Below are 25,614 nucleotides of genomic sequence, written 5' to 3'. Positions count from 1 at the left end.
CCGACCAGCGTAGGCGTGTGGGCGGCACGGCCTAAGCTGGGAAGGAACCGTGACGGGTCCGTCCCGGTCGCGACGACGCCCAGGGGAGTCATGAAGCTCGGCATCAAGCAGTACCTGGCAGGACTCGTCCTGCTGTTCGTCAGTACCCTCTTCGTCCCGCAGGCCGTCTCCGACTTCGCACGGGCCGAGTCCACGGACACCCCGATACCCGCCGAGGCACCTCTTCTCCTGGCGATCGGCCTCCTCATCATCCTCGCCGCCGCCGCGTGCATCGGCTGGGGTTACTGGCTCACCCACCGCGTCGGCGGCGCCCGTAAGGTGAACCCGGAGGACGATCCGGACGAGCCACTCCTGCGCCCCGGCTACGGGCCGGACCCGTCGGAGGAGGCGTCCTGGCGGGAGAATCCGCTACGCCGCCGCGACCCCGACGGACGGGCCTGAGGACCGGGGCTGAGGACCGGGGCTCTCTCACCGGGCAGGTCGCGACGAAGAGACCGGGACGTTCCGGCTACGCGGAGTCGCCGGTGACGCCGCCGCTGTGCACAGGCCGGACCTCGACACCTCCGGTGGCCGTGCGGACGGCGGGATTGAGGCGGGCGAGCGCCACCGCGGCGTCGAGGTCGGGGGCGTCGAGCACGTAGAAGCCCGCGACGAACTGATCGGCCTGCAGGAACGGTCCCTCGGTGGTGCCGTCCCGGCGGATGGAGACGGCCGCCGCCCGGGGCGTGAGCGCATAGGCCAGGGTCAGCGACCCCGAATCCTGCAGGTCGCCTGCGTGCCGGTCGTTCTCCGCCAGCTCGGCGTCGGCAGCATCCAGGGCATGGAGGGATTCGTCGGCGTAGATGAGAACGGCGAAGTGCGGCATCGGATCTCCATCGTCGAGTCGGTGGACCTGAGCGCGGCCCGCTGGATCCTCCGACGATGATGCGCCCTTCTCCTCCGATCGGCCCGGCGCCACGCCCTGTCCTCCGCCGCCTGTCCACGTCTGTCCACATCCGTGACCCTCCGCGTCGCCGCTTGTTGCGCGGCCGGGCCCGATCGTATCGTCGAAGGGAAAGCGTGCCGGCGAGTCCGCCGGTGACACCGACGATCCGCCTGGCCACGAGGAGCGCCCGCCCATGACGTCCACCACCCGCCGTCCCCTCCGGGCGACCACGGTCGCTCTCGCCCTGCTGCTCGCCGTGCCGGGGTGCACCGCCACCGGGGTCTCCGTGCCCACGGCGAGCGCTCCCGCCCAGGCGCAGGAGGGTTCGGCGTCCGCCACCGCCCCTCCCGGGTCGTCCGGCGGCGGGACGGGCTCCGCGCAGGACGCGGACGCGACCATGAGCATTCCCGAGATCGTCGAGGCCGTCGAGCCGTCGGTGGTCACCATCTTCACCGAGGAGGGTCTGGGCAGCGGGGTCATCTACACGGAGGACGGCCTGATCCTCACGAACGAGCACGTCATCCGCGGCAACGAGGACGTCGAGGTGGCCTTCGCCGACGGCCAGCGCGTCTCCGGCACCGTCGAGGCATCCGACGCCGTCTCCGACCTCGCACTGGTCCGCGCGGACCGGACCGACCTCCCGGCAGCCACCTTCCAGTCCGGGCTGCCGCGCATCGGCGAACTCGCCGTCGTCCTGGGTTCCCCGCTCGGGTTCGAGAACACCGCGACGTCCGGCATCATCTCCGGCCTGCACCGGGAGATCCCGGGCTCGGCGGCATCGAGCCAATCGCTCGTGGACCTCATCCAGACCGACGCCGCCATCAGCCCGGGCAACTCCGGCGGCGCGGTGGTCAATGGCCGCGGGGAGATCATCGGCATCAGCGAGGCCTACATCCCGCCCGCGCAGGGAGCCGTCGCGCTCGGGTTCGCCATCCCGGCCCCCACGGCGGTGGAGGTGGCGGAGGAACTGCGGGAGGACGGTACCGCCGAGCACGCGTTCATGGGGCTGGCGCCCGGCGCCATCACGCCGCAGATCGCGGAGCAGCTGAACCTCCAGGACACGGCGGGCGTCGCCGTCCTCTCGGTGTCCGAGGGCGGACCCGCCGACGACGCCGGGATCCGGCCCGGTGACATCATCACGCGCATCGAGGACGAGGATCTCGCGGCCCCGGAAGACCTGCTCGCGGCACTGCGGCAGCGTGACCCGGGGCAGACCGTCTCGGTCGAGCTCCGTCGAGGGTCCCAGACCCGGACCGTCGATGTCGGACTCGAGGACCGGCCCGCCGCCGACCGCTGACCGCCGGGTCTACGGCCGCCCGCTGACGCAAGGCCTGCCGCGCGCGACCGACGACGGGACCGGGACTCCTCCGCCGACGGCGTCCGGGGCCGCCGTCAGACCGTGACGGCGCGCTCGGACCCCGTCGCCGCCGAACTTCCGAGGTCGCTGCCCTCCAGGGCCTCGCCCGCCTCGAGGGCCGCGATCCACTGATCCGTCTCCGCGACGGCGGCCCAGTTCGAGTTCAGCAGGGCCATCAGCGTGGTGTGGACCGTCCTGGCATCGGCGAAGCCGGCACTGTTGGCGAGGTTGATGGCGCCGGTGGCGTCGGAGAGGACCTCCGTGGAGAACCCGATGGCCTCCGCCTCCACGGCCGAGGCGAGGATGCAGTTGTTGGTCATGTAGCCCACGAGCGTGATCGTGTCGACGTCGCGCTCCCGCAGCCATGCGGCGAGGTCTGTACCCGCGTAGACGGAGCCGTACTGCTTCGTGATGAGCTTCCAGGCGTCGGTACGTCGGCTCTCGATCTCCGGGTGGAGCTCGAACTCCGGGGTGCCGGGCGCGAAGACGGGCGCGCCCTCACCGGACGAGTGCTGGAAGGCAGCGATCGGGAGGCCCGCGGCGGTCGCGGCGTCGATGGCGGCCGTGATCCGGCCCAGCGACTGCCCGTGGGGCGGGAACTGGATCTCCAGGAGTCCGTCGAAGTACTGCTGCTGGACGTCGACGAGGACGAGGACACGGCGAGGGGTGTTCATGATGTGGCTGCTCCTGGGAGGTAGGGGACCGCTCGATGCGGCATCACGTCCATCCTCCCGATCCCCGTGCCGACCCACCAGTGGCCCGAAGGCCGGTATACGATGGATTCGGGCCAACGAAAGGTGTCCGATGCGTATCGCGGTCTACGCGTTCGATGACGCGACCCTGTTTCATCTCGCCGTCCCGCAGATGGTCTTCGACGAGGTGCGACGCCAGGACCTCGCGGACTGGACGACGGTGCTCTTCGGCGAGCGCCCCGGCTCGGTCCGTACGGCGGAGGGCTACCGGCTCACGGGGGTCGAGGGACCCGACGCTGCCTCCTCGGCAGACATCCTGGTGATCCCCTCATGGTTCGACGACGGGCGGGAACTCGGTGACGCCCTCCTCGGTGCACTTCGTGACGCGCACGCGCGGAGGGTGACCGTCCTCGGCCTGTGCCTCGGCGCGATCGCCGTCGCGGACGCGGGGCTGCTCGCCGGGAGGAAGGCGGTGACGCACTGGCAGGCCTTCGACACCCTCGCGGCGCGGCATCCCGACATCCCGATCGACCAGTCCGTGCTGTACATCGACCACGGAGACGTCCTGACCAGTGCGGGAACGGCCTCCGGGCTCGATGCCTGCCTCCATGTGGTGCGCGCGCGGCTGGGCGCGGATGCGGCGAACCGGGTGGCACGCAGCCTCGTCGTCGCCCCGCACCGGGACGGCGGGCAGGCCCAGTACATCGAGCACCCGGTGCCCGAGGGTTCCGGTGACGACCGCATCGCACACCTGCTGGAATGGGCGCTCGGGCGCCTCGGCGAGCCGCTGGGGATCGACAGGCTCGCCGCGCAGGCACACCTGAGCCGCAGGACGTTCGTCCGCGCCTTCCGCGCGACGACCGGGACGACGCCGTCGGCCTGGGTGCGCTCCCGGCGTCTCGACGCGGCCCGGCGGCTGCTCGAGACGACGGACCTGCCCATCGACCGCATCGCGTCCGACTGCGGCTTCGGCAACGCGGTCACGCTCCGGCAGAACTTCGCGGGGTCGCTCGGCACCACGCCGACCGCGTACCGCAAGCGGTTCACCACCCGTCCCGCGCCCGGCGCGCACAGGCCTCCCGCCGCATGACGGCCCTCGCACCGGGGAGGCGCTGAGGCTCAGAGGTGCGCGACGGCCGCCAGGATCGCCGGGACCTCCGTGCGCCGTGTGTAGTCCGTCTGGACGTCGACGAAGCGGACCGTCCCGCCGGCGTCGACGACGAGGACCGTCGGGAAGGGGATTGCCGCCGTGCCGTCCGCATTGCTGTCCGACACCTCGAAACCCAGCTGCGTATGCGCACGCCGTGCAGCCGTGCTCGGTTGGGTGACGATGCCGAGCGCTCCCGCGAGCGTGTTCGAAGGATCGGACAGGACGTCGAAGCCCAGCTCGGCGCCCTCGGCCGTCGCACCGCTCCGCTCGGGGTGCTGCGGGCTGATGGCGACGAGCGCGATCCCCTGCCCGGCGAGGTGCGGCAGGAGCTCGCGCTGGTAGGTCCGCAGCGTGATGTTGCAGTAGGGGCACCACGCGCCACGGTAGAACACGAGGACCGCGGGACCTCCACCCAGCACCGTGGACAGCCGGACCGCGTCGCCGTGGGCGGTGAGCAGCGCGGCCTCGGGCAGTGCGTCGCCCGCCCGTACGACCCCGCTCGGGGTGCCCACCGAACGGAGGTCGGCCTGCTCCTGCGCGAAGGTGCCCGCCAGGTCCGGGCCGATCTGCGCCTCGAAGCCCTCGTTGAAGCGGGCTACCTCGGACTCGATGCTGGTCTGCGCCATGGCGTACTCCTCGACGTGTCACTCGATGTGCTGCCGGCCCGGGCGGGCCGTAGCTCAGAGGATAGGTGTGGCGCCCGACCGACTCTCCCGGATGCGTCACACGCGGACACAGAAGCGCTGGGTCCGCCGGTCAGAGCAGGCGCCAGGCCTTCCAGCCCGGGTACACCTCCCGCTGCATGTCCTGCGCCAGTTCCTCGAGGTCCTCGAGGTCCTCGTCGCTGAACGCGCGTGGCGAGGTGGACATCACGCAGAGCGACCCGACCAGCCATCCGCCCGGCCCGCGCAGCGGACACCCGGCGTAGAAGCGGATGTACGGTGCACCGGACACGAAGGTGTGCCCGCGGAAGCGTTCGTCCTGCAGCGTGTCCGTCAGGACGAGGGGACTCGCCGCGCGGATGGTCTCGTTGCAGAAAGCCTGCGTCCGCTCGAGATCCTGGTCGGCGTCGCCCACGGCGGACTTGATGAACTGCCGGTGCTCGGCGATCAGGGCGAGCGTCGCCAGTTCGCATCGGAATCGCTCGGCCGCCCGCCGGGTGATCCTGTCGAACCGCTCCTCCGGGGGCGTGTCCAGGAGGTTCAACTGATCGAGGGAATGCAGGCGCTCGCGCTCGGCGGACGCCTCGTCGAGCAGCGCTGCCCCTGCGGCGCCCAGCGGCCGCAGGCCCTCCTGCGGATCGTGCGGGCTCCCGCCCGGACGACTGACGACGACCGCGCCCCCAGCCGGCATCCTCTCCCCCGCCGCTTCCTGCACGACCTCAGCGAGGAGATCGGAATCGACCGCGGGCAGACCGCCGAGCCCCTCGAGATAGGCAGCCACCCGGGCCTCCGACAGGGTGCCGCCCTGCGCGAAGTAGCCGATCCAGGCCTGGGTGACGGACAACCCGGACCGCCGCATCCCCTCTGCCAGGTGCCGGTGCCGGCCGTGCTGGTTCGAGTGCTCCATGATCGCCGGAGGTGTTGCTACTCGAAGTGCGTGCTGGCCGGACCCTGGCCCAGCGACTGCAGCACAGACGCGGCGACCTCCCGCAGCTTCACGTTGCGGGTGCTGGAGGCCGTCTTGAGGATGGCCATGGCTGCATCCTGGGAGCACCGGTTCTGCCCCATGATCACCCCGACCGCGAGGTCGATCGTGGTGCGGCTCTCCATCGCAGCCCGCATGTCGGCACTCGACTCCGTGAGCTTCGCGATCCGGACGGCGAGGCGGAGCGAGGCCGAGACCTCCGCGGCGAATCCCTCCGCCGCCTCGACCGCCTCGGGGCTGAACGCGTCCACGAGGGGTGAATAGAAGTTGAGTGCAGCCGTCGCGTCGCCTTCGAGGCGGATGGGCACACCCAGCGCGGACTTGATGCCGTGTCCCGCGATCGCCCGGCTGTACTCGTGGAAACGCTCCTCCGCATCGAAGTCGCTGACATAGTGGGCGACTCCCAGGCGGGCGGCCCTCAGGCATGGGCCGTCGTTGAACTCGTACTGCACCTCGTCCATCTTCTGCGCTTCGGGACTGTTGCTCGCGACGGTCGTCTTCGTGCGGGCCCTCAGCAGCGTCACGCCGCACAGCACCTCGTCATCCTCGTGCGACAGGCTGTGCCCGGCGATGGTGACCAGCTTCGTCAGGAACTCCTCGACGTCGTCGCTGTCGAGGACGAGGTCCTGGAGGAGGCCCGAGACAGCCGGGCCCTTGTCAAAAGGATGTTCGGACAACAGATGAACCTTTGCATCCGCCCCTGGCCGACCACGCGAGATGCTGGGCAAGGAGAAGGTGAGGAGCCGCCTGCTGCTAAACGACCTAGGAGATATTACCCAATTCTGCCGCCGGGTGGAGACGTCCGCCGACGGTGATCGTCCGGGCGGCCACGCTCGTTCGATGGGAGAATCTCCGCGGTTCGCGGAGCGGGTCTAGGGGACCACCGGCCGCAGGCCGTCCCTTCGGCCTCACCACGCCGTGACCTACCGACCCGCGGTGTCGTCCTGCCACGTCGTCCTGTCAAGCTGAGCGGATCTTGACCGGCGTCACTGCGCACCTTGAGCAGCCGCGCGCACACTGAGGACACGCAACGACGGCCCGGACCTGTCCGCGGACCGACGATGAATACATCGATGTGCTTGCACGGGCATGGGGTGTCGGTCAGGGGTCAAGCAGCCGGCTCCTGACCGACGCTTGGCCGTCGTCCTGCCCGAGCAGGCCCGCCGCCTCGTGGTGTCCGCGGTAGATCGCCGTCCGCAATTCGATCGCGTATGCCTCGAGCGCGGGCATCCCCAGCGCGGTGGCGAGGGCGATCTCCGCGTCGATGTCGAACGCGACCCGCACGAACTGGATGCCGAACGGGGCCGAGCGGTCGCCGTCGGGCTCACCCTCGAGGATCACGTAGGACGCCTGCGTCTCGTCGAGCGGGTTACCCACACTGCCCACGTTGACGAGCGTCCTGCTGCGATGGGTGGAGATGAAGGCGTCGTGGATGTCTCCGTAACAGACGACGTCGGGCAGCGGCCCGTCACCCGTGAGCTCCGTCGCCGCGAACATGCCCGCGAACTCCTCGTCCGTGTGCTGCGCGTGCACCCGGTGGTACACGCTCCTCGCGGACGCATGGAACAGCCGGATGCGGCGGCCGCTGAGGGTGATGTCGTGCGAGAGCGGGAGGGACCGCAGCCACTCGCGGTCCTCCGGGCTGAGCTCGCTGTGCCACCACCAGCCGGCATCGTCGCGCCGCTCGGGCGTCTCGTTCGGCAGGAAGTCGTCCCAGTTGCCGCGCACCGTCACGGCGCAGTGCAGGCGGCTGAGCCGGACGCACTCCGACCCGCGTGGGCCCTTGCCGGCGACGTCGCCCAGGTTGAGGATCGTGGAGACCCCCCGGCGTCGGAGATCCGCCAGGACCGCCTCGAAGGCGGTGGCGTTGCCGTGCAGGTCCGAGATCACCGCCACGCGTTGCATCCCCTCAGGCTATCCCGGAGCCGCGTGCCCGCCGCCGCGGCCCGCTGGACATGGACGCCGCCGACGCGCAACCCGTTGCGCGTGCTTCGTCACCGTTGCGGGCTCCCGCCGCCGGTTCCTAGCGTAGGAGGGGACATCCGGCCGGATCGATCCGGATCGATACAGGAAGGTGGAGGCACATGAGGCACTGGATCCGGGACCACGGCTTGCTGCTCGTGAACGGGGCCCTCTTCGTCATCTCCTTCGCCGGCATGGTGCTGAGCGGAGCATTGAGCTACAACGCGGACCAGCAAGCCCACGGGGGAACGACGGTGGGTGTCCTCGGCTTCCTCGGAACCGGCGAGTTCGTCGAGGCGACGTTCGAGAACTGGGAATCCGAGTTCCTCCAGATGGGCATGTACGTGGTGCTGACGGCGTACCTGTTCCAGCGGGGATCCTCGGAATCGAAGCTGCCCGGCCGGCACGAACCGCAGGACGACGATCCCCGCGACGCGTCCGGCACCAGCGACGCTCCGTGGCCGGTGCGCCGCGGGGGCGTGATCCTGCGACTGTACGAACATTCGCTGTCGATCATGTTCTTCGTCCTCTTCGCCGCGTCCTTCCTCCTGCATGCGGTGGGTGGCAGTGCAGCCTACAGCGAGGAGCAGGCGGCTCACGGCCTCCCGGGTGCCACGGTCCTGGAGTACCTGGGCACGTCCCGGTTCTGGTTCGAGTCCTTCCAGAACTGGCAGAGCGAATTCATGGTGATCGCGCTGATGATCGGCGCCTCGGTCTATCTCCGGGAGCGGGGGAGCGTGGAATCGAAGCCGGTGGCCATGGCGCACGGATCCACCGACACCTGATCACCGCTATCCTCGTGGTGCCAGGCCTCCCCCGCCGAAGGGCCGTCCCATGCCGCACCGTCAGCACCCCGTCGACTCCGCCCGGCCCACCGAGGCCTCGATGACCGCACGACTGCGCGCCGCCGGATGCGTCTTCGCCGAGGACGAGGCGCGACTCCTCGCGGCGAGCGGGGCCGGCGACGAACGCCTGCTGGAGATGCTGGAGCAGCGGGTGGTGGGCCTGCCGCTCGAGCACATCCTCGGCTGGGTGGACTTCTGCGGACTCCGACTCCTCGTCGGACCAGGTGTCTTCGTGCCGCGGCAGCGGTCCGCCCTCCTGGTCACGGCCGCGGCCGACGTTACGGCGCCGGGTGCCACGGTGCTGGATCTCTGCTGCGGGTGCGGAGCGCTCGCTGCGGGCCTCGCACACCTGGTCCCGGGTCTCCGCCTCCACGCGACCGACATCTCCGGCGCCGCCGTCGCGCTCGCGCACCGGAACCTCAGCCGACACGGCGCCCGCTGCTACGAGGGCGATCTCTTCGCGCCGCTGCCCGCTGCGCTCCGCGGCACCGTCGACACCCTGCTCTGCAACACCCCGTACGTGCCGAGCGCCCAGGTGGGGAACCTGCCGCCGGAAGCCAGGCTCCACGAGCCGCGGGCCACCCTCGACGGCGGCGCCGACGGCCTGGAGGTCCAGCGGCGCGTGGTGCAGGAGGCCCGGGAGTGGCTGGCGCCCGGGGGCCATCTGCTCGTGGAGATCGGCGAGGACCAGGAAGCGGCCTGTCTCGACCTCCTCGCGGCCGGGGGTTTGCGCGCGTGGACGCGGAGGGACGACGACGTCGGAGCCCTCGTCGCCATCGGCCAGGCACCCCGCGTGCGCCGTGAGTACGGCAGGTCGGGGTCCGCTCCCAGTGCTGCGCACAGCAAGATGGTGCCCGAGCAGCCGTAGCCGGGCGCGGGCACCATCAGGGGGTTTGCTGTGTCAGCCGCTCCTTGACCAACCAGTAAGCCCACTTACTAGTTCACCATGCCGTGTCCAGCCCGGAGTACCGCGAGCGCATCCGGAGGCGCGCTGAGGGGACGGAGACGGGGCGGAGCCAGGGCAGGGACGGGTAGCACGCGGGGCGGCCGAGGCTCCGGCACGCCCGGTGTCACGCGTTCAGCTGGGCCTGCACCTCGAGGGCCATGGCGTGGAAGTCCGCCTCGTCTTCGGCATCGAAGATGCGTGGCTCCTGGTCGATCACGCAGAGGGTCCCGACCGCCCATCCGTCGGGACTCCTGAGCGGGTGCCCCGCGTAGAACCTGATGAAGGGATCGCCGAGCACGAGGGGGTTCCACCGGAAGCGGGGATCGTCGAAGGCGTCCTCCACGATCACGGGGACGGACTCGCGGATGGTGGTGTCGCAGAAGGACCGTGTCCGGGGCATGTTCTGCTCGACGGGCCCGATCGCGGACTTCAGGAACTGCCGGTGCTCGTCGAGGAGCGTCACGATCACCGAACTGCTCCTGAAGCGCTCCTGCGCCCTCCGGGTGATGGCGTCGAAGCGTTCCTCCGGCTCCGTGTCCAGCAGGCTCGTCCGGCGGACCGCCTCCAGCCGCTCCTGCTCCTGCTCCTCGTCGGTGAGCAGGAAGGCCGCATCCGCACCGAGGTCGCCGATGCCGCCCGGTCCCTCCGGTGCGTCCTCGGCCATGGGAGGTATCGCCACTTCCATCCCTGCCCCGCGCAGCAGGATGTTCACGGCTGCGGCGAGGACGTCACTCTCGGGGGCCCGGAGATCGAGGCGCTGGCGGAGGTACTCCCTGACGTCCGGCAGGGACAGGGTCCCTCCGAGCAGCAGACCCGTCCGCCACACATCCTCCGGAGCCAGGCCCGCACTGCCGACGGCGGCGATCATGAGCGCCCGCTGGGGCCGTCCGTCGGTCATCCGCCCTGCCGTCCTGTCGTCGTCGTTCCCGTGGTTCCCGCACGATCGGGAGACCCCTCGGGCTCCATCCATTAGACCCCAGGGCCGCAATCCCCTGCGCATCCGTCCGCCGTCCGGACCGGCGATGCCGCGGGAGGCTGGACCGGAGGGGTGGTACGGGTTAGATTCAGGACACAGGGCCGCGCCCTGTGTCCTCAGGAGGGCCGGACTGCCGCTGGTGGCACGCCGCCCCGACGATTCCCGCACCCGCGGTGGGGATGGTTCTGCCCCGGTCTCAGCCAGAAAGCTCCACCATCGCCTCCTTCCCCCAGGCGGTCGCCTCCCCTCCCCCCGCGACCGCCGCTCCCCGGGTCCATCCCGCCCCATCCGACGACGACGGGCAGGACCCACCCGGGCCCGACCTCGTGGAGTTGCTGACGTCCGCCGGATCGAAGGACGAGGCGGCTTTCCGCGACCTGTACACCGCGTGCTCGCGCCGGGTCTTCGGGCAGGCCCGCCGGATCCTCCTCGACCCGGACATCAGCGCGGAGGTCACGCAGGAGGTCTTCCTGCTCGTCTGGGAGCAGGGCGATCGCTACCGGCCCGAGCTCGGCCACCCGCTGACGTGGCTGAAGACCCTGACGCACCGCCGCGCGATCGACCGCCTGCGCTCGGAGGTCTCCCGGGGCGCGCGGGACGAGAAGTGGGGACGCCGGAACCAGTCGAGCGCCTTCGACGAGGTGTCGGAGGCCGTCGTCGGGCGGGACGAGGCGTCGCGCGTGCACGCCGGGATGGCCGTCCTGTCCGCAGTGCAGCGCGAGGCCATCACCCTGGCCTACTTCTCGCACCTCACCTACGCTGAGGTCGCTGTACGCCTCGGCATCCCCGTCCCGACGGCGAAGACACGCATCCGGGACGGCCTCCGGAAGATGCGTTCGGTTCTGGAGACTCGTCCGAACGAGTGAGCCGTGCCTCCCCCACGGGGACGAGTCACGCCTCGCGGCCCACTTCTCCATCAGGGCGCGGCCGCGACTCGTCGGCGAGGCAGGACAGACGGTCCTGGTCTCCGAGCGAGGTCAGTCCCTGCGGGACAGGTACCCGGTCACCGTTCCCGGCGCACGGCTCGACGGACGGGTTGCAGCGAAGATGGCCGTGGCGCTCGACGCGCTGCAGCCCCGGTGGGCGCGGCCTCCGCCATCCCGTCCGCGGCCGGATGCGGTCCGGCGGCCGGGCAGGCCCGGAACAGCGTGCGCGGTCCGGCTGGTCCGCTCGCTCCCGCCCGGCTGTACGGGGCGCGGCAGCAGGACAGCAGGCCCACACGCGCCTGGTCGTCGAGCAATTCGTTGACGGCCTGGGTTACGCAGTCGCCGTCGTCGGCGGGCAGGGTGATCACGCCGTGGAGATAGCCGTCCACCTCGAGATGGTCGATGCATCCGCCCATGTTGAGGAAATGCTCCCAGACCGTCGCGAGGGAGAGGCCCGCGTGCTGCATAGCGAGACGCGTGTGGTGTCCTTGCATGCGGCGGTGTCCTCCGGCGATCCTCTGCGGAAGCCGGATGGGGCCGCCGCCATCGGGCAGCCGAGCGCGCACCTCCCGCAGCCGGCTTCGTGACCACGGGCGGCCACCCGGGTACCGGGCCGTCGCACTGCCATCATTCTGGCACCCGAGAGCGCCGGACGGAGCGCTCGATTCAGCACTGGCGCTCGGGCCCGGATGCTGCATGCAGCGCTGCGACGACCACTGGACTGTCATCCATCGGCCCGAGGCGCGGGAATCGGGTCCGCCGGCGTGCTTCCGAGGGCACCGTGGACCGCCCGGTGGGACTCCCCGATGGAGCCGAGTCCCCGCCACGAGCGACGAACGTGCTCAGGTGGCGGGCCGGAGCGCCGACTGCACGACGACGACGTCGGGCCCGTACTCGGCGTCCATCCGCGTCTGGAAGGAGCCGTCGTCGTACACCACCGTGAGGCTGACGAAGCCGCGGTCCACGCCGGCGGTCACGGCGTAGCCCTCGTGGCCGGCGTAGACCTCGGTGAGGATGCGGTCGAGCTCCTGCTGGTCGGTGGTGCCCTGGCGTCCGGCGAGGGGATCCTCGAACGGCAGGGCATCGTAGAGCGAGAGCGGGACGGGGATCCCCGTGCGGGTGAAGGCACTCCCGTCCCACGTCCCCGTGACCGCGTAGGCGCCCCAGGTCACGCCCGACGCCCTCTCGGCCTGCTGCGCGAGCCCCCAGTCCCAGCCCGCCACTTCGGGACCCGAGCACTGCGGCGGGTAGGACTCGGCGACACCAGCGAGGCAGAGCTGCGGCGGCGCGTCCCCGATCTGGAGGACGGTGCCCTGGCCGGCCACGGGCCCTTCGGCGGGCGGAGGTGCGAAGTCTCCGGGTGCGGGGACCGGGGGCGTCGCGGGGTCGGCGGTATCCGGTGGACCGGCGGTGGCGCCCGGCGACGTGGCCGGACCACCGACGACTGCACCGGCGCTGCCATCCGTCCCACACCCGCTGAGCAGCACCGCTGCGAGGACCAGGATTCCGACGTGCACCAACCGTGTCATGCACCCATGATCGACGGCCCGCACCCTCCCGGCCATGGCCCGCCCCGCATCAGCGCCGAACCGTGACCACGCGTCCGGCGGCACCGCGCGCACCGCGGTCCCTCCGCCCCTCCGCCCTGCGCCGTCTGGGGGGCGGCGAACCCACCGTGGTCCACCCGGAGGACCGCCCCGAGAACCCGCACGGCGCCCACGACCGCGCGCCCGGCACCGGGTCCTACGGCCGACGTCCCCCGGCCGCACGGCGCTGTGCGCTGGTGGGCCGAACGGCCTATCCTGTGGAGACGTGCCTCGGTTCGGCTGGTCTCACGGCGTTCGCGCCGGGTCCGCGCCACGGCGTCCCGCCCATCACTGCTGCCGGAGATGCATGAGACCCGCCTACACCTTCGAGACCACGTACGAGATCAGCCGGTTGGAGCGGTGCGCGGTGACCGTCCGCGCCCGGGAACCGGTCTCCGTGACGGAGGTCGATGCGCTCATGATGCTGCGCCGGGGATTCGAGCTCACCGACCACCGACCGTACGTGGTGTTCGTCGACCTAAACGACGTCGTCGAGATCCTCCCCGGGGCCCGCCGCGTCCTTGCTTCCGCACGGCACGTCCTGGCCGCGTCGATGCTCGGCAGCACGCCCGTGGACCGCATGACGGCCGCCGGGTACGCGCACGCCGCCTACCCTGCCGAGTACTTCGAGGACAGGGCGGCCGCGTTCCAGTGGCTGGCCGTGATGCACGACCTGCTGTGCGCCGACCCTGTTCCCCACACCATGAGCCTCACCGTCGATCTCGATCCCTTCGACCGGCCCCGTTACCAGCCGACGCGCGGCTGACCCCCATGCGGGCCCGTGGCGGGATCGGTGATCGAGCCCCCGCGACTCCGGAGGCTGTCAAGGTGACCCGACTGCGGGGACAGCGCTTGTGGAACCTCGCAGCCCGTCCCTAGCGTGAGGGCCATCGACGGCCACGCCCCCGCAGTTCGGCAGAAGGAGTACGGACCATGAAAGCTCTCGTCTGGCACGGTGAAGGTGACATCCGCCTCGACACCGTCGACGATCCCGCCATCCTCGACCCGAACGACGCGATCGTGCGCATCACGCGCAGCGCGATCTGCGGGACCGATCTCCACTTCATCCGGGGCACCATGTCCGGCATGAAGGAAGGCACCATCCTCGGCCACGAGGCGGTCGGCGAGGTCACGGCGGTCGGTGCCGCCGTGCGCCGCTTCGCCCCCGGTGACCGCGTCGTCGTGTCCTCGACCATGTCCTGTGGCGTGTGCTGGCAGTGCCGCGCCGGGCACACCGCGCAGTGCGACACCGCCAATCCCAACGGCCCCCAGGCCGGGACCTGCTTCTTCGGTGGCCCGCAGACCACCGGTCCTGTGAACGGACTGCAGGCCGAGTACGCCCGCATCCCCTACGCCTCCAACACGCTGACCGCGCTCCCCGACACAGTCAGCGACGAGCAGGCGATCCTGCTGTCGGACATCTTCCCCACCGCCTGGTTCGGAGCGGAACTTGCCGGGGTCCGGCGCGGTGACACCGTCGCCGTGTACGGAGCGGGCGTCGTCGGGCAGTTCGCGATCGCCTCCGCCTTCCGCCAGGGAGCCTCGCGCGTCTTCGCGATCGACGGCGTCGAGACCCGCCTCGTACAGGCCCTCGACCAGAATGCCGACGTCGTCGACTTCAACCGCGAGGACCCGGTGCAGGCCCTGATGGACGCGACCCTCGGTATCGGGGTGGACGCCGTGATCGACGCCGTCGGCGTCGACGCGCAGCGCCCTTCCTCCGGACCGGCGGCCGCCGACGGCGAACAGCAGGCCGGCGAGTTCGCGCGTGAGGTCGCGCAGGTGGCCCCCTCGACCAACGTGCAGGGCGAGAACTGGGTCCCGGGGAACGCGCCCTCCCAGGTATCCCGGTGGAGCGTCGAGACGGTGCGGAAGTACGGCCGGATCGGCATCATCGGCGTGTACAGCCCGCAGATGATGTCCTACCCGATCGGACAGGCCATGAATAAGAACCTGACCGTCCGGATGGGCAACTGCGACCATCGCTCGGTCACGCCACCCCTTCTGGACCTCGTGGCCTCCGGCGTGTTCGACCCCACCCGGTTCATCACCCAGCACGAGCCGATCTCGGACGTCGTCGACGCCTACCTGACCTTCGACCGCCGCGAGGAAGGCTGGCTGAAGACCGTCCTCACGACGTCATGACCCCTCGCCTCGCCGACAGGCCCGCACGGGTCCGCGGCCGGTCCCGAGCTGTCCGCGGGGCGTGATCAGGCCGCAGGGTCCTCATCGGAGGGTTCGTCCGCGGGGATGACGAGGATCTCGGCGATGCGTCGACGATCCATCCCCGTGACCTGGAGGGTCGCGCCCTCCACCTCGACGACGTCACCCTGGCGGGCGAGCCGGCCCAGGCGTTCGAGGACGAACCCGGCGACGGTGTCCCAGGTGCCGCGGGGAAGCTCGATGCCGGTGGCCTCCTCGAAGTCCTGCAGGTTGAGCCGGCCATCGACCACCCCTCCGCCTTCCGCCATCTTCGCCGGCGCGGCATCGGTGTCGTACTCGTCGAAGATCTCGCCGACGACCTCCTCCACGAGGTCCTCGAGGGTGACGATGCCGTCCGTGCCGCCGTACTCGTCGATGACCACGGCGATGTGCGTGTTGCGGGCGCGCAGCATGGTCAGCGTCGGCAGGACGCGGGCCGTCGCCGGGAGGTAGGGGATGGAGCGGATGACCTCCGTGACCGGTGTGCCCGGATCCAGCGCCGCGGCCTCGTAGAGATCGCGCACATGAACGAACGCCGTGATGTCGTCGATCGACTGGTCCACGACGGGGTACCGGGAGAACGGCAGGCCCGCGATCTGCGCCACCGCATCGCCGACGGATTCCGCGCCGGTGATGGCGACGACCTCGGGGCGCGGTCGCATGACCTCGCTGATCTGCCGGTCGCGGAGGGACAGGACGTCGTCGAGGATACGGCGTTCGTCCTCGGGCAGTCCCTCATGGCTCGTGACGATGTCGCGGAGTTCCTCTTCCGTCATGCTCTCGCTCGTGCGGGTCGGGTCCCCGCCGAGGAGGCGCACCACCGCATTGGTGGACACGGACAGCAGCCAGATCACGGGCCGCATCACCCGGGCGAAGTTGTTGAGAACGGGCGCAACGGCGTAGGCGAACTGCGCGTTGCGCTGAATCGCGAGCCGTTTGGGCGCCAGCTCACCGAGGACAAGCGACAGGTAGGCGACCACCAGCGTGAGCAGGATCGTGGCGAGCGTCAGCGCGGCCTGCTCCCCCAGCCCGAAGGTGACCAGCAGCGGAGCGACGGACGGGGCGATCGACGATGCTCCGTAGGCTGCGGAGGCGAAGCCGGCCACGGTCACACCGATCTGCACAGCGGACAGGAACGTGTTCGGGTTGCGCGCGAGCGCGGCGACCTTCTCGCCCCGCCTGCCGCGCTGGGCGATGGCGTTCACCTGGCTGTCGCGCAGGGTCACCAGGGCCATCTCCGTGGCGGCGAACACCCCGCCGATCAGGACGAAGACGATGACCAGCGCGATGTTGAGGATCAGCTCCCCGTTCATCGCTGACTCAGGTCGGCGGGTTGACCCGGCACCTGCCGGGTGCCGGGTCTGTCGGAGTCGGACGAGGTCTCGGGTGATCGGGGCATGCCTCCACTCTAGGAGAACGCGCGGTCGACCGCTGCTCCACGCTCCGCCGCCCGCCCGCTCGCGGTCAGCCGGGCGTCCGGAGTTCGCGTCGCAGGTTGTCGAGAGCGCGCTCACCCCAGCGTTCCCGGCCCGCCGTCGTGCGGAACAGCGGATCGAGGGCGATCAGCCGCGTCAGCACCGCCCGGCGCCCCTCCATGAAGGCCGCATCGGTGACATGGGCGTACTCCTCGCGGACCGCCGCGGTGTACCGCGCGTACTCCGCCTCGGAGCCGCCCAGGACCGCCAGGTCCGCATCGCACAGCAGGTGTCCGGCGCGGTCGTCCTCCGCCGGATCGTGGCCCGCCGTCAGGAGCACGAGCCGCTCCACCTCGCGCACCTCGGCCGGCGGGAGCCGCCCGGTCAGGCGTTCGACGGCGAGGTCCGCCGATGCCCGCTCGTCGCCGCCCGCCACTGCCTCGTACACGGCGTCGTGGAACCAGGCCGCGAGGACCACCGGTCGGCGCAGGGCGTCATCGGTGCCCTCCAGCAGGAGGTCGAGAGCCTCCAGGACGGCGAGGAGGTGCGTCCGGGTGTGATAGCGCCGGTGCTGCTCCCCCCAGCGGTCGAGGAGTTCCGCGCCCAGGTCAGGATCGGACGGGAGCACCGAGGACCAGCGGGAACCTAGAGCCGCGCGGAGCTTCGGGCCCCGCCGTCGGGCAGGGATCCGCAGACCGCTCGCGATCAGGGCGCGCACCAACTCGGCGCCACCGACCTCCTCCGCTCCGCGCTCGACCAGCTCGCGGTACCGCCGCACCGGCACGTCGTAGTGGTCCTCATCGAAGGCGCGGCGCGGTATGCCCGCGGCCTCGGCGAAGGCGTGCAGCTCCCGCAGGGACGACGTCGACACCAGGTGGGAGAAGACCGTGCCGTGCGCCGGCCAAGACGGAGGATCGATGAGGACGGTCATGGGCAGCAGTCTAGGTGCGGCCCATGACCGTCCGTCACGGAGTGGGCCGCGTCGCCGCCCCGTCGAGCCACAGCTCGGTGGAGGCGTCACGGTGCACCCCGCCGGTACCGACATGCGTATCGCTGATCGTGGCGCCGTTCCTGATCACCTGGACGAGGGCCATGGCGTGACCGCGCCCGAGCTCGTGGTCCTCCTTGAGCCAGGCGACGATCTCGCCCGCCTTCACGCCCGGCCCGTCGAACCCCCGTTCCTTCGCCTGCGCCACGAGCTCGCGTGGGGTGAGCCCTGTCTTCGACTCGATCGCATCGAGATATGCCTGAAAGGACATATCTACTCCCCGACCGATCCGGCACGAAGACCGTAGGACGCGAGGACGTTGCCACGGCTCGTCGTCGTGACCTCCTGCAGCTCCAGTCTCGTGACGGGGTCCGCCGCCTCGAACAGGTGGCGGCCCGCGCCCGCCACCACCGGGTGGATCATCAGGGTCAGGGAGTCGAGCAGCCCGGCGAACATGAGCCGGCGGACCAGGGAGATGCTGGCGCACACGGCGATGTCCCCGCCCTCCGTCTGCTTCAGCGCGCGGACGAAGTCCTCGAGCGGCCGGTCCATGAGGGACGCATTCGTCCAGCCGAGCAGACCGGACAGGGAGCGGGACGCGACGAACTTCTCGACGGGATTGATGAAGGCGCCGAAGGGGTCCGCGGCTTCCGCCGCGGGCCAGTACTGCGCCCACTCCTCGTACCCGCGGCGGCCGAGGAGCACGGTGTCCACCCTGCTGATCATGGCTCCCATCCCGGCTCCGAGTTCGTCGTCGAAACTGTCGAGCTGCCAGAGATGGGGGTCCTCCACCACCCCGTCCACCGAGGAGAAGAGGCCTGCTGTGAGTCTGCGCATGGGGTGCTCCGGTCTGTGTCGAATGCTGTTGTCCCCCAGTAGACGTCACCGAGGGCCCGGAATCATCGACCCTCGCCCACTTTTCCGGCCCTGTTTCCCCCGAAGGTCCCCCGCCCTCGCTACGCTCGAGGCATGCAGCCCGCCACCGCCGCGTCGCATCCGGACGCCACGTCCGGCCCCGTCCGGCCCGACGCCTCCTTCGACCACCTCCTGGAGGCCTCACGCCGGGAGCTCACCGGCTACTGCTACCGCATGCTCGGGGCAGCCTCGGAGGCCGAGGACGCCGTGCAGGAGACGATGATCAAGGCGTGGTCCCGCAGGGACACCTTCGCCGGCCAGTCCTCCCTGCGGACGTGGCTGTTCCGCATAGCGCACAACGTCTGCGTCGACATGCTGCGCAGTCCCCAGCGACGCGCGCGGCCGATGGACCTGGGCCCCTCCACGCGGACGGCGGACGCCGTGCTGGGCGCTCCCCTCACCGAGGGGACCTTCGTGCAGCCCATCCGGGACGATCGGGTGATCGACACATCGGGGGACCCCGCCGTCGTCGCCGAGGCACGTGACACGATCAGGCTCGCCTTCATCGCCGCCCTGCAGCACCTGCCACCCCTGCAGCGCAGTGCCCTGATCCTCTGCGAGGTGCTCCGCTGGTCCGCCGCTGAGGTGGCCGACCTGCTCGATGCGACTACGGCGTCGATCAACAGCGCGCTGCAGCGGGCGCGCAAGACCATGGCCGGGCACGAGCAGAGCACCAGCATGCCGCTCGAGGACCCCGCGCACAGGGACCTCCTCGCCAAGTACCTGCGCGCCTTCGAGTCCTACGACATGGACCTGCTCGTCTCACTGCTGCGCGACGACGTCGTGCTGTCGATGCCGCCGTTCGACCTGTGGCTCAGCGGTCCGGACGACGTCATCGCCTGGTTCGTCGGCAAAGGCAGCGTCTGCGAGGGCGGCCGCCTCCTCCCGCTCGGCGTCAACGGTGCCGGCGGCTTCGCCAACTACCACCTCGTGGAGCCGGGCCTCTGGAAGCCCTGGGCCATCCAGGTCATCGAGACCGCCGGGGGCCGGATCATCGGGCACCACAACTTCCTGTACCCCGAACTGTTCGACGCCTTCGGGCTCCCACCGGTCATCGACGAACGGCGGGCCGCCGTCCCGGCGGACGCGGATCGTGCCGGAACCGCGGACGAGAGCAGGTAGGCGGATGATCACCGTGCACCTGCGCTATGAGATCGATCCGGACAGGATCGCCGACTTCGAGGAGTACGGGCGGCGCTGGATCCGGCTCGTGGGGAAGCTCGGCGGCAACCATCACGGGTACTTCCTGCCGGGCGAGGGCGACAGCGACATCGCCTACGCACTCTTCACCTTCCCCTCGCTCGCGGACTACGAGCGCTACCGCAGGGAGTCCCGGACGGATCAGGAGTGCATCGAGGCGTACCGCCTCGCGCGGGACAGCGGCTGCATCCGCCGCTACGAGCGCCGCTTCCTCACGCCGATGTTCGGCTAGCCGTCCCGCCCGCCCAGTGCCCATTCCTGCGCCGCCCGCGGGCATTCGAAGTACCGCGTCTCGGACAGCCCCTGGTCGAGGAACGCCGCGATGACCTGGTCCACGGGCCCGGTGCCGACGTAGGCGATGCGCGAGGAGAGGGAACTCTCGAGGATGAGGGTCCGTGCCGCCGCGGCGATGCCGACCATGCCCTGCAGGTGCACCACGAGCGGGAGGCGGTAGCCGTCGGACACGTCGCGGATGACCTCGGCGGCGCCGGCCAGGTCCGCGAGGCCGAGCACGGAGCCGGTCGCCCACCAGAGGGAGAGGAGACGCGGTTCGACCCGCACGCAGAACGAACCGGAGCAGAACCGGCAGGGCGGAGCGGGCAGGGCCGGGAAGACGGTCGAGGCAGCCGGGCAGGATCGCAGCGGTGCTGGACTTCCGAGGACGATCTGACTCACGCGGTGCCTCCAGGGGTGGATAGGTCCGCGCCCCAGCGTCCGGATGAACCCACTCTGGCACGACGCAGCGGGCCCTGTCGCCATTCCGGACAGAAGCGGGTAGTCGGCCCTGTACAAAACGAGTGGCGGGTGGCATCGTCCCAAGTGATCCGCACCAGGAGACGGCCCGACAGCCGCCAGGACGCCAACGGGGGCAGCCATGTCAGCAGCACGGAAGACCGTTCTTCTCGCCATCGGGACGAAGAAGGGGTTGTGGCTCGCGACGAGCACGGATCGTGAGACCTGGACGCTCTCCGACCCCCTCTTCCTGATGGAGGAGATCCCGAGCGTCGGCATCGACACCAGGGGCGGCACGACGCGTCTGTTCGCAGGACGCATGTCCTGGCACTTCGGCCCCTGCATCGCGCACTCGGACGATCTGGGGACCACCTGGACCGAGCCGCAGGAGGGGAGCATCCGCTTCGCGCCCGAGGACGGGGCCGCCCTCGAACGTGTCTGGCAGATCCAGCCCGACGCCGAGAACCGCCCCGGTGTGGTCTGGGCGGGCTGCCAGCCCATCTCGGTGTGGAAGTCCACGGACCACGGCGAGACCTTCGAGCTGAACCGGGGTCTCTGGGACCACCCTCATCGCAGCGAGTGGGGCGCGGGCTTCGGCGGCGCGGCGGCGCACACCGTCCTGCCGAGCCCGACGGACGAGACCCTCCATGTCGCCATGAGCACCGGAGGCGTGTACCGCTCCGACGACGGCGGAGCCTCCTGGCGGCCGAGGAACAAGGGCATCAGCGCCTACTTCATGCCGGACCCGGATCCGGAGTTCGGTCAGTGCGTCCACAAACTGGCACGCGACGCCGTCGACCCCGACCGCCTCTTCGCCCAGAACCACCACGGCGTCTACGCGACGACGGACCGGGGCGACTCCTGGCAGTCCATCGCTGACGGCCTGCCGGCGGACTTCGGTTTCGTGATGCTCTCGCACCCGCACCGCAGCGGCACGGCCTGGGTGATCCCGCTCAAGGCCGACGGCGAGCGCATCCCGCCCGACGGGCACCTCGCCGTGCACCGGACGGACGACGGCGGCGCAACGTGGCAGGCGTCCGACGCCGGACTGCCGCGCGGCGAGTACAACGCGGTGCTGCGCGACGCCGCCTGCGTGGACGACGATGCCGTGGCGGGCGTGTATTTCGGGACGCGTGGCGGGAGCGTCTACGCGAGCGCCGACGAGGGCCGCACGTTCCGGGAAGTGGCCAGCCACCTGCCGGACGTCCTCTCGGTCCGGGCCGCCGTCGTCCCCGCCTGAGCGGGTGCACCCGATGGAGACCCTGCCAGGGGCCGCAGCCGGTGACGTCACCGTCCTGATCCCCACGCTGCTGCGACCGTACGTGGAGGGACGCACCGAGGTCGGTCTGACCGTGCCCGAGGACGGCGACGTCGCGGCCCTGCTGGACCGGCTCGGCGAAGGGCGCCCCCTGCTCGAGCAGCGGATCCGCGAGGAGACGGGGGCGCTGCGGCGGTACGTCAACATCTACGTGGATGGTGAGGACGTGCGCCGCCTCGACGGCCTCGCGACGCCCGTGCCTCCCGGGGTGACCGTCATGATCATCCAGTCCGTGGCCGGCGGCTAGGGACCGGGCGCGGCGTAACACAGAGTTAACGGCGGCCGCCGGGGGCGGAAACGTGGCGCTGTCTACCATGGCTCAGCGCGGCGTGCCCTCCCGGTTTCGTACCCCACCCCCTGTGCGGGAACCGGCCCTGTCCCCTCCGGCACGCAGGAGCGCTGTCACGGAAATGGACTCCCATGGATTCTGGAAACGTCGCTTGGATTCTCGCCAGTTCTGCGCTCGTCTGTCTGATGATCCCGGCCCTGGCCCTGTTCTACGGAGGGATGGTCGGTTCCCGGCGCATCCTGAACATGATGATGATGTGCTTCGGCGGGGCGAGCCTCGTGGCGGTGCTGTGGGCGCTCTTCGGCTACTCGATGGCGTTCGGCGACTCGGTGGGCGGGCTCGGCCTGATCGGTGACGTCGCCGAGTACGCCGGCATGGGCCAGCTGCTCGCGGAGGACCCCGCGGCCTCCATCCCGCCGATCCTCTTCGCCGCCTTCCAGCTGTTCTTCGCCTGCGTCACCACGGCACTGGTGGCCGGGGCCGCGGCCGGGCGCATGAAGTTCGGTGCCTGGATGATTTTCGCGGGGGTCTGGGCCACCCTCGTCTACTTCCCGATCGCGCACTGGGTCTTCGCCTTCAGTTCGGAGGACGGCTCCGTGGTGGGCGGCTGGATCGCGAACGACCTCGGGGCGATCGACTTCGCCGGAGGCCTCGCCGTTCACATGAACGCCGGGATCGCGGCCCTGGCCCTGTCGCTCGTGCTCGGCCGCAGCCACGGCTGGCCGACGGTCGACCATGCCAAGCCCCACAGCCGTCCCCTGGTCCTCGTCGGCGCAGGCCTGCTGTGGATCGGCTGGTTCGGCTTCAACGCCGGATCGGCGCTCTCCGCCGGCCAGTCCGCCTCGGTGGTGTTCCTCAACACGGCCGTGGCGGCCTCCGCCGGCCTTCTGGCCTGGGCCCTCGTGGAGCGGATCCGGAACGGTGCCGCCACCAGCCTCGGTGCGGCGTCGGGCCTGATCGCCGCCCTGGTGGCGATCACCCCCGCCTGCGGTGCGGTGAGTCCCATGGGCGCCCTCGCCATCGGCGCCATCGCCGGTGCCGTCTGCTCGCTCGCCGTGGAGCTCAAGTTCCGCCTCGGCTTCGACGACTCGCTCGACGTCGTGGCGGTGCACCTGGTCGGTGGCATCCTCGGCACCCTGCTCATCGGGTTGTTCGCCACCGAGGACGCGCCGAACGGCGTGGCGGGGCTCTTCTACGGAGGGGGCTTCGAGCTGCTGGGGATCCAGTCCCTCGCGACCGTGGCCGTCCTCGCCTACTCCTTCGTGGTCACCTGGGTGATCGCGCAGGTCCTGCAGCGGACCATCGGGCTCCGGATCGAGCAGGAGGACGAGATCCGTGGCATCGACATCGCGGCCCATTCCGAATTCGCCTATCTGACGGACGAGGATCCGGTGGACCTCGGAGCACCCCGTCCGTAACCCTTGCGCGGATTGTTGAACAATCTGTAGACTCCCGTTCGAGGCGTGACGCCCGTCACGCCGCCTGCTGAACCGATGACGGGAACCCCATGGCCGACAGGGCAGCGAAGAAAAGGACACCGGTGGCAGTGCGCCCCGAACGGGGCGCACTGCTGGGAGCCATGTTCCTCATGGCCACCAGCGCGGTGGGGCCCGGCTTCATCACGCAGACCAGCACGTTCACCGTGGCTCTCGGGGCCGCCTTCGCCTTCGCGATCCTCGTCTCCATCCTGGTGGACATCGCCGTGCAGCTGAACGTGTGGCGCGTCATCGGCGTGACGGGTCGCCGGGCCCAGGAGCTCGGGAACCTGGTGCTGCCGGGCGTGGGCTGGTTCCTCGCGGCCCTGATCTTCCTCGGCGGCATGGTGTTCAACATCGGCAACACCGCCGGCGCCGGGCTCGGCCTGAACGCGATGCTCGGGGTGGATGCGAAGATCGGCGGAGTGGTCAGCGCGGTGATCGCCATCGCGGTGTTCCTCATCAAGCGCGCAGGCGCGGCACTGGACCGGATCGTCGTCGTCCTCGGTGCCCTGATGATCCTGCTGACCGGGTACGTGGCCGTCGTGTCGCAGCCACCCGTGGGGCTCGCGATCAGGAACGCCGTCATCCCGGACCAGATCGACTTCCTCGTGATCACCACCCTGATCGGCGGGACGATCGGCGGCTACATCACATATGCGGGAGCACACCGCATGCTCGACTCCGGCGTCGTCGGGCCGGCGAACGTCCGCCAGATCACCCAGAGCTCCGTGCTCGGCATCATCGTGACGGGCGTCATCCGCGTACTCCTGTTCCTGGCCATCCTCGGCGTCGTCGCGGGCGGTGCGGAGCTCGCCGGCCAGAACCAGGCCGCGGAGGCGTTCCAGATCGCGGCGGGCGAGGTGGGACTCCGGCTGTTCGGCATCATCCTGTGGGCCGCTTCCATCACGTCCGTCATCGGAGCGGCCTACACGTCGATCTCCTTCATCACCTCCTCCGCCACCGCGCCCCGCCGCCGGAACCTCTACACCTGCGTCTTCATCGCCGTCTCCGCCGTGATCTACCTGCTCGTGGGACAGGCGCCGACGACGCTGCTCATCGCCGCGGGCGCCGTGAACGGGCTGATCCTGCCCGTCGGCTTCGCCGTGATCCTGTGGGTGGCCTGGCGCCGCAGGGACCTCCTCGCCGGGTACGTGTACCCGAGGTGGCTCCTGGTGGTCGGGGTCCTCGCCTGGATCCTGACCCTCTTCCTCGGCTACCAGTCGCTCAGCGGTCTCGCGAAGCTGTGGGCATGACCGTCGCAGGGGTACCGGCCCCCTCCGATGCGTCGCGGCTCACCGCCGGCGAGGCGCGCGCCCTGTTCCGCGGCGGCACGGTGGCGCCCAGCGCGGGCTGGGCGGACGGCTACACGCAGGCCAACCTGCTGATCGTCCCCGCGGACCTCGCCTACGACGTCCTGCTCTTCGCGCAGCGCAACCCGAAGGCCTGCCCCGTCCTCGACGTCCTCGACGCTGGACAGGTCACCGGGCGCCTCCTGCCCGACGGCGACATCCGCACCGATGCCGCGCGGTACGTGGTCTACCGCGACGGAGTCCCCGTGGAACGGCCCACCGACCTGCTGGAGGTCTGGCAGGAAGACCTCGTGACCTTCATCATCGGGTGCAGCTTCACCTTCGAGTCGGCCCTGCAGGCCGGCGGCATCCCGATCGCGCACATCGACCAGGGCGTGAACGTGCCCATGTTCCGGACCGATCGCCGGTGCTGGCCGGCCGGGAGTCTCGCCGGACCGCTCGTCGTCTCCATGCGGCCGGTCAGCCCGGACCGGATCGCCGACGCCGTCCGGATCACCTCGCGCTACCCGGCCGTGCACGGCGCTCCCGTCCACGTGGGAGACCCGGCAGCCCTCGGTATCGCCGACCTCGGCTCACCCGATTTCGGCGATCCCGTGGACCTGCCCCGCGGCACCGTCCCGGTGTTCTGGGCCTGCGGCGTCACGCCCCAGGCCGCGGTGATGGAGTCCCGGCCGGGCCTGGCCATCGGCCACGCACCCGGCCACATGCTGGTCACCGACGCGCGCGACAGCGACTATCTCGTCCCCTGACGCATC

Annotated in this window: 29 protein-coding genes; 15 read left to right on the top strand and 14 right to left on the bottom strand. The window is 70.7% G+C overall.

What is annotated here, in order from left to right:
- The first annotated feature begins 90 nt into the window (after window positions 1-90).
- Entirely contained in the window at window positions 91-441 is a 351-nt protein-coding gene (locus tag ASF21_RS02760) for a hypothetical protein (RefSeq protein ID WP_055766461.1), read from the top strand.
- 67 nt (window positions 442-508) lie between these two features.
- Here ASF21_RS02760 and ASF21_RS02755 read toward each other — a convergent pair whose 3' ends face one another.
- Window positions 509-865 (bottom strand): YciI family protein, encoded by a 357-nt coding sequence (locus tag ASF21_RS02755; protein WP_055766458.1) that lies wholly within the window; start codon window positions 863-865, stop codon window positions 509-511.
- Between the two features lie 253 nt (window positions 866-1,118).
- Here ASF21_RS02755 and ASF21_RS02750 point away from each other — a divergent pair, with 253 nt between their 5' ends.
- Entirely contained in the window at window positions 1,119-2,222 is a 1,104-nt protein-coding gene (locus ASF21_RS02750) for a S1C family serine protease (protein ID WP_055766455.1), read from the top strand.
- A gap of 95 nt (window positions 2,223-2,317) precedes the next feature.
- Here the strand turns inward: ASF21_RS02750 and ASF21_RS02745 are convergent, their stop codons facing one another.
- On the bottom strand, window positions 2,318-2,956 hold the full coding sequence (locus ASF21_RS02745; RefSeq protein ID WP_055766451.1) for an isochorismatase family protein: 639 nt from the start codon (window positions 2,954-2,956) through the stop codon (window positions 2,318-2,320).
- Window positions 2,957-3,086: 130 nt separating this feature from the next.
- On the opposite strand from ASF21_RS02745, the gene ASF21_RS02740 reads away from it, so the two are divergent.
- Window positions 3,087-4,064: a GlxA family transcriptional regulator gene (locus ASF21_RS02740; RefSeq protein ID WP_055766448.1), complete on the top strand. Its 978-nt coding sequence runs from the start codon at window positions 3,087-3,089 to the stop codon at window positions 4,062-4,064.
- A 29-nt stretch (window positions 4,065-4,093) separates the two neighbouring features.
- Here ASF21_RS02740 and ASF21_RS02735 read toward each other — a convergent pair whose 3' ends face one another.
- The 4 genes from ASF21_RS02735 to ASF21_RS02720 form a co-directional block, all read right to left on the bottom strand.
- Window positions 4,094-4,750: a peroxiredoxin-like family protein gene (locus ASF21_RS02735; protein WP_055766446.1), complete on the bottom strand. Its 657-nt coding sequence runs from the start codon at window positions 4,748-4,750 to the stop codon at window positions 4,094-4,096.
- A 130-nt stretch (window positions 4,751-4,880) separates the two neighbouring features.
- Window positions 4,881-5,693, bottom strand: coding sequence for a GAF domain-containing protein (locus ASF21_RS02730; RefSeq protein WP_055766443.1), 813 nt, complete (start codon window positions 5,691-5,693; stop codon window positions 4,881-4,883).
- Window positions 5,694-5,710: 17 nt separating this feature from the next.
- Window positions 5,711-6,448, bottom strand: coding sequence for a GAF and ANTAR domain-containing protein (locus tag ASF21_RS02725; protein ID WP_055766440.1), 738 nt, complete (start codon window positions 6,446-6,448; stop codon window positions 5,711-5,713).
- 424 nt (window positions 6,449-6,872) lie between these two features.
- A complete protein-coding gene (locus ASF21_RS02720; protein WP_055766436.1) occupies window positions 6,873-7,676 on the bottom strand; it encodes a metallophosphoesterase family protein in 804 nt (267 codons plus the stop codon).
- Between the two features lie 179 nt (window positions 7,677-7,855).
- Between ASF21_RS02720 and ASF21_RS02715 the strand changes: the two genes are divergently transcribed.
- Together ASF21_RS02715 and ASF21_RS02710 are read left to right on the top strand one after the other, a co-directional pair.
- The gene (locus ASF21_RS02715; RefSeq protein ID WP_055766433.1) at window positions 7,856-8,518 is read left to right on the top strand and encodes a DUF6766 family protein; all 663 of its coding nucleotides are present in this window, start codon (window positions 7,856-7,858) and stop codon (window positions 8,516-8,518) included.
- Window positions 8,519-8,567: 49 nt separating this feature from the next.
- Window positions 8,568-9,446: a putative protein N(5)-glutamine methyltransferase gene (locus ASF21_RS02710; protein ID WP_082471181.1), complete on the top strand. Its 879-nt coding sequence runs from the start codon at window positions 8,568-8,570 to the stop codon at window positions 9,444-9,446.
- A 202-nt stretch (window positions 9,447-9,648) separates the two neighbouring features.
- On the opposite strand, the gene ASF21_RS02705 is transcribed toward ASF21_RS02710, so the two are convergent.
- Window positions 9,649-10,422: a GAF domain-containing protein gene (locus ASF21_RS02705; protein WP_055766431.1), complete on the bottom strand. Its 774-nt coding sequence runs from the start codon at window positions 10,420-10,422 to the stop codon at window positions 9,649-9,651.
- 257 nt (window positions 10,423-10,679) lie between these two features.
- Between ASF21_RS02705 and ASF21_RS02700 the strand changes: the two genes are divergently transcribed.
- Window positions 10,680-11,366, top strand: coding sequence for a sigma-70 family RNA polymerase sigma factor (locus tag ASF21_RS02700; RefSeq protein WP_082471180.1), 687 nt, complete (start codon window positions 10,680-10,682; stop codon window positions 11,364-11,366).
- Between the two features lie 137 nt (window positions 11,367-11,503).
- Here ASF21_RS02700 and ASF21_RS16685 read toward each other — a convergent pair whose 3' ends face one another.
- Window positions 11,504-11,920: a hypothetical protein gene (locus tag ASF21_RS16685; RefSeq protein WP_157365706.1), complete on the bottom strand. Its 417-nt coding sequence runs from the start codon at window positions 11,918-11,920 to the stop codon at window positions 11,504-11,506.
- A 348-nt stretch (window positions 11,921-12,268) separates the two neighbouring features.
- Complete coding sequence (locus tag ASF21_RS02690; RefSeq protein WP_157365705.1) at window positions 12,269-12,955, bottom strand: hypothetical protein; 687 nt, start codon at window positions 12,953-12,955, stop codon at window positions 12,269-12,271.
- 364 nt (window positions 12,956-13,319) lie between these two features.
- On the opposite strand from ASF21_RS02690, the gene ASF21_RS02685 reads away from it, so the two are divergent.
- Both ASF21_RS02685 and ASF21_RS02680 read left to right on the top strand, forming a co-directional pair.
- Window positions 13,320-13,778: a hypothetical protein gene (locus ASF21_RS02685; protein ID WP_055766418.1), complete on the top strand. Its 459-nt coding sequence runs from the start codon at window positions 13,320-13,322 to the stop codon at window positions 13,776-13,778.
- A gap of 167 nt (window positions 13,779-13,945) precedes the next feature.
- The gene (locus ASF21_RS02680; protein WP_055766415.1) at window positions 13,946-15,157 is read left to right on the top strand and encodes an alcohol dehydrogenase catalytic domain-containing protein; all 1,212 of its coding nucleotides are present in this window, start codon (window positions 13,946-13,948) and stop codon (window positions 15,155-15,157) included.
- 65 nt (window positions 15,158-15,222) lie between these two features.
- Here the strand turns inward: ASF21_RS02680 and ASF21_RS02675 are convergent, their stop codons facing one another.
- The 4 genes from ASF21_RS02675 to ASF21_RS02660 all read right to left on the bottom strand — a co-directional run bounded on the left by ASF21_RS02675 (window position 15,223) and on the right by ASF21_RS02660 (window position 18,454).
- On the bottom strand, window positions 15,223-16,527 hold the full coding sequence (locus tag ASF21_RS02675) for a hemolysin family protein (protein WP_055766412.1): 1,305 nt from the start codon (window positions 16,525-16,527) through the stop codon (window positions 15,223-15,225).
- Between the two features lie 151 nt (window positions 16,528-16,678).
- The gene (locus tag ASF21_RS02670; RefSeq protein ID WP_055766409.1) at window positions 16,679-17,560 is read right to left on the bottom strand and encodes a DUF4031 domain-containing protein; all 882 of its coding nucleotides are present in this window, start codon (window positions 17,558-17,560) and stop codon (window positions 16,679-16,681) included.
- 34 nt (window positions 17,561-17,594) lie between these two features.
- Entirely contained in the window at window positions 17,595-17,888 is a 294-nt protein-coding gene (locus ASF21_RS02665; protein WP_055766405.1) for a DUF4287 domain-containing protein, read from the bottom strand.
- 2 nt (window positions 17,889-17,890) lie between these two features.
- Window positions 17,891-18,454 (bottom strand): dihydrofolate reductase family protein, encoded by a 564-nt coding sequence (locus tag ASF21_RS02660; protein WP_055766403.1) that lies wholly within the window; start codon window positions 18,452-18,454, stop codon window positions 17,891-17,893.
- 132 nt (window positions 18,455-18,586) lie between these two features.
- Here ASF21_RS02660 and ASF21_RS02655 point away from each other — a divergent pair, with 132 nt between their 5' ends.
- Window positions 18,587-19,654, top strand: a complete 1,068-nt coding sequence (locus ASF21_RS02655; RefSeq protein ID WP_082471177.1) for a sigma-70 family RNA polymerase sigma factor — start codon at window positions 18,587-18,589, stop codon at window positions 19,652-19,654.
- Window positions 19,655-19,658: 4 nt separating this feature from the next.
- Window positions 19,659-19,964: an NIPSNAP family protein gene (locus tag ASF21_RS02650; RefSeq protein WP_055766400.1), complete on the top strand. Its 306-nt coding sequence runs from the start codon at window positions 19,659-19,661 to the stop codon at window positions 19,962-19,964.
- Here ASF21_RS02650 and ASF21_RS02645 read toward each other — a convergent pair.
- On the bottom strand, window positions 19,961-20,407 hold the full coding sequence (locus tag ASF21_RS02645; RefSeq protein ID WP_055766396.1) for a hypothetical protein: 447 nt from the start codon (window positions 20,405-20,407) through the stop codon (window positions 19,961-19,963). The two genes, ASF21_RS02650 and ASF21_RS02645, sit on opposite strands and share 4 nt — an antisense overlap.
- Window positions 20,408-20,606: 199 nt before the next feature.
- Here ASF21_RS02645 and ASF21_RS02640 point away from each other — a divergent pair, with 199 nt between their 5' ends.
- The 5 genes from ASF21_RS02640 to ASF21_RS02620 all read left to right on the top strand — a co-directional run bounded on the left by ASF21_RS02640 (window position 20,607) and on the right by ASF21_RS02620 (window position 25,608).
- Window positions 20,607-21,704: a WD40/YVTN/BNR-like repeat-containing protein gene (locus ASF21_RS02640; RefSeq protein ID WP_055766394.1), complete on the top strand. Its 1,098-nt coding sequence runs from the start codon at window positions 20,607-20,609 to the stop codon at window positions 21,702-21,704.
- A gap of 13 nt (window positions 21,705-21,717) precedes the next feature.
- Window positions 21,718-22,029, top strand: coding sequence for a MoaD/ThiS family protein (locus ASF21_RS02635; RefSeq protein WP_055766390.1), 312 nt, complete (start codon window positions 21,718-21,720; stop codon window positions 22,027-22,029).
- Between the two features lie 173 nt (window positions 22,030-22,202).
- Window positions 22,203-23,489, top strand: coding sequence for an ammonium transporter (locus ASF21_RS02630; protein WP_055766387.1), 1,287 nt, complete (start codon window positions 22,203-22,205; stop codon window positions 23,487-23,489).
- An 89-nt stretch (window positions 23,490-23,578) separates the two neighbouring features.
- A complete protein-coding gene (locus ASF21_RS02625) occupies window positions 23,579-24,802 on the top strand; it encodes an NRAMP family divalent metal transporter (RefSeq protein ID WP_055766384.1) in 1,224 nt (407 codons plus the stop codon).
- Window positions 24,799-25,608 carry a putative hydro-lyase gene (locus ASF21_RS02620; protein ID WP_055768992.1) on the top strand — a complete coding sequence of 270 codons (810 nt, stop codon included), beginning with the start codon at window positions 24,799-24,801 and terminating at the stop codon, window positions 25,606-25,608. Before ASF21_RS02625 ends, ASF21_RS02620 begins: the two co-directional genes overlap by 4 nt.
- Window positions 25,609-25,614 lie beyond the last annotated feature (6 nt).

Origin of the sequence: Arthrobacter sp. Leaf234 (genome assembly GCF_001422665.1) — a bacterium.
Classification (GTDB): Bacteria; Actinomycetota; Actinomycetes; order Actinomycetales; family Micrococcaceae; genus Arthrobacter_D.
The sequence above is the reverse complement of the archived record's forward strand: the minus strand, read 5'-3'. Positions and strand labels throughout refer to the sequence as shown.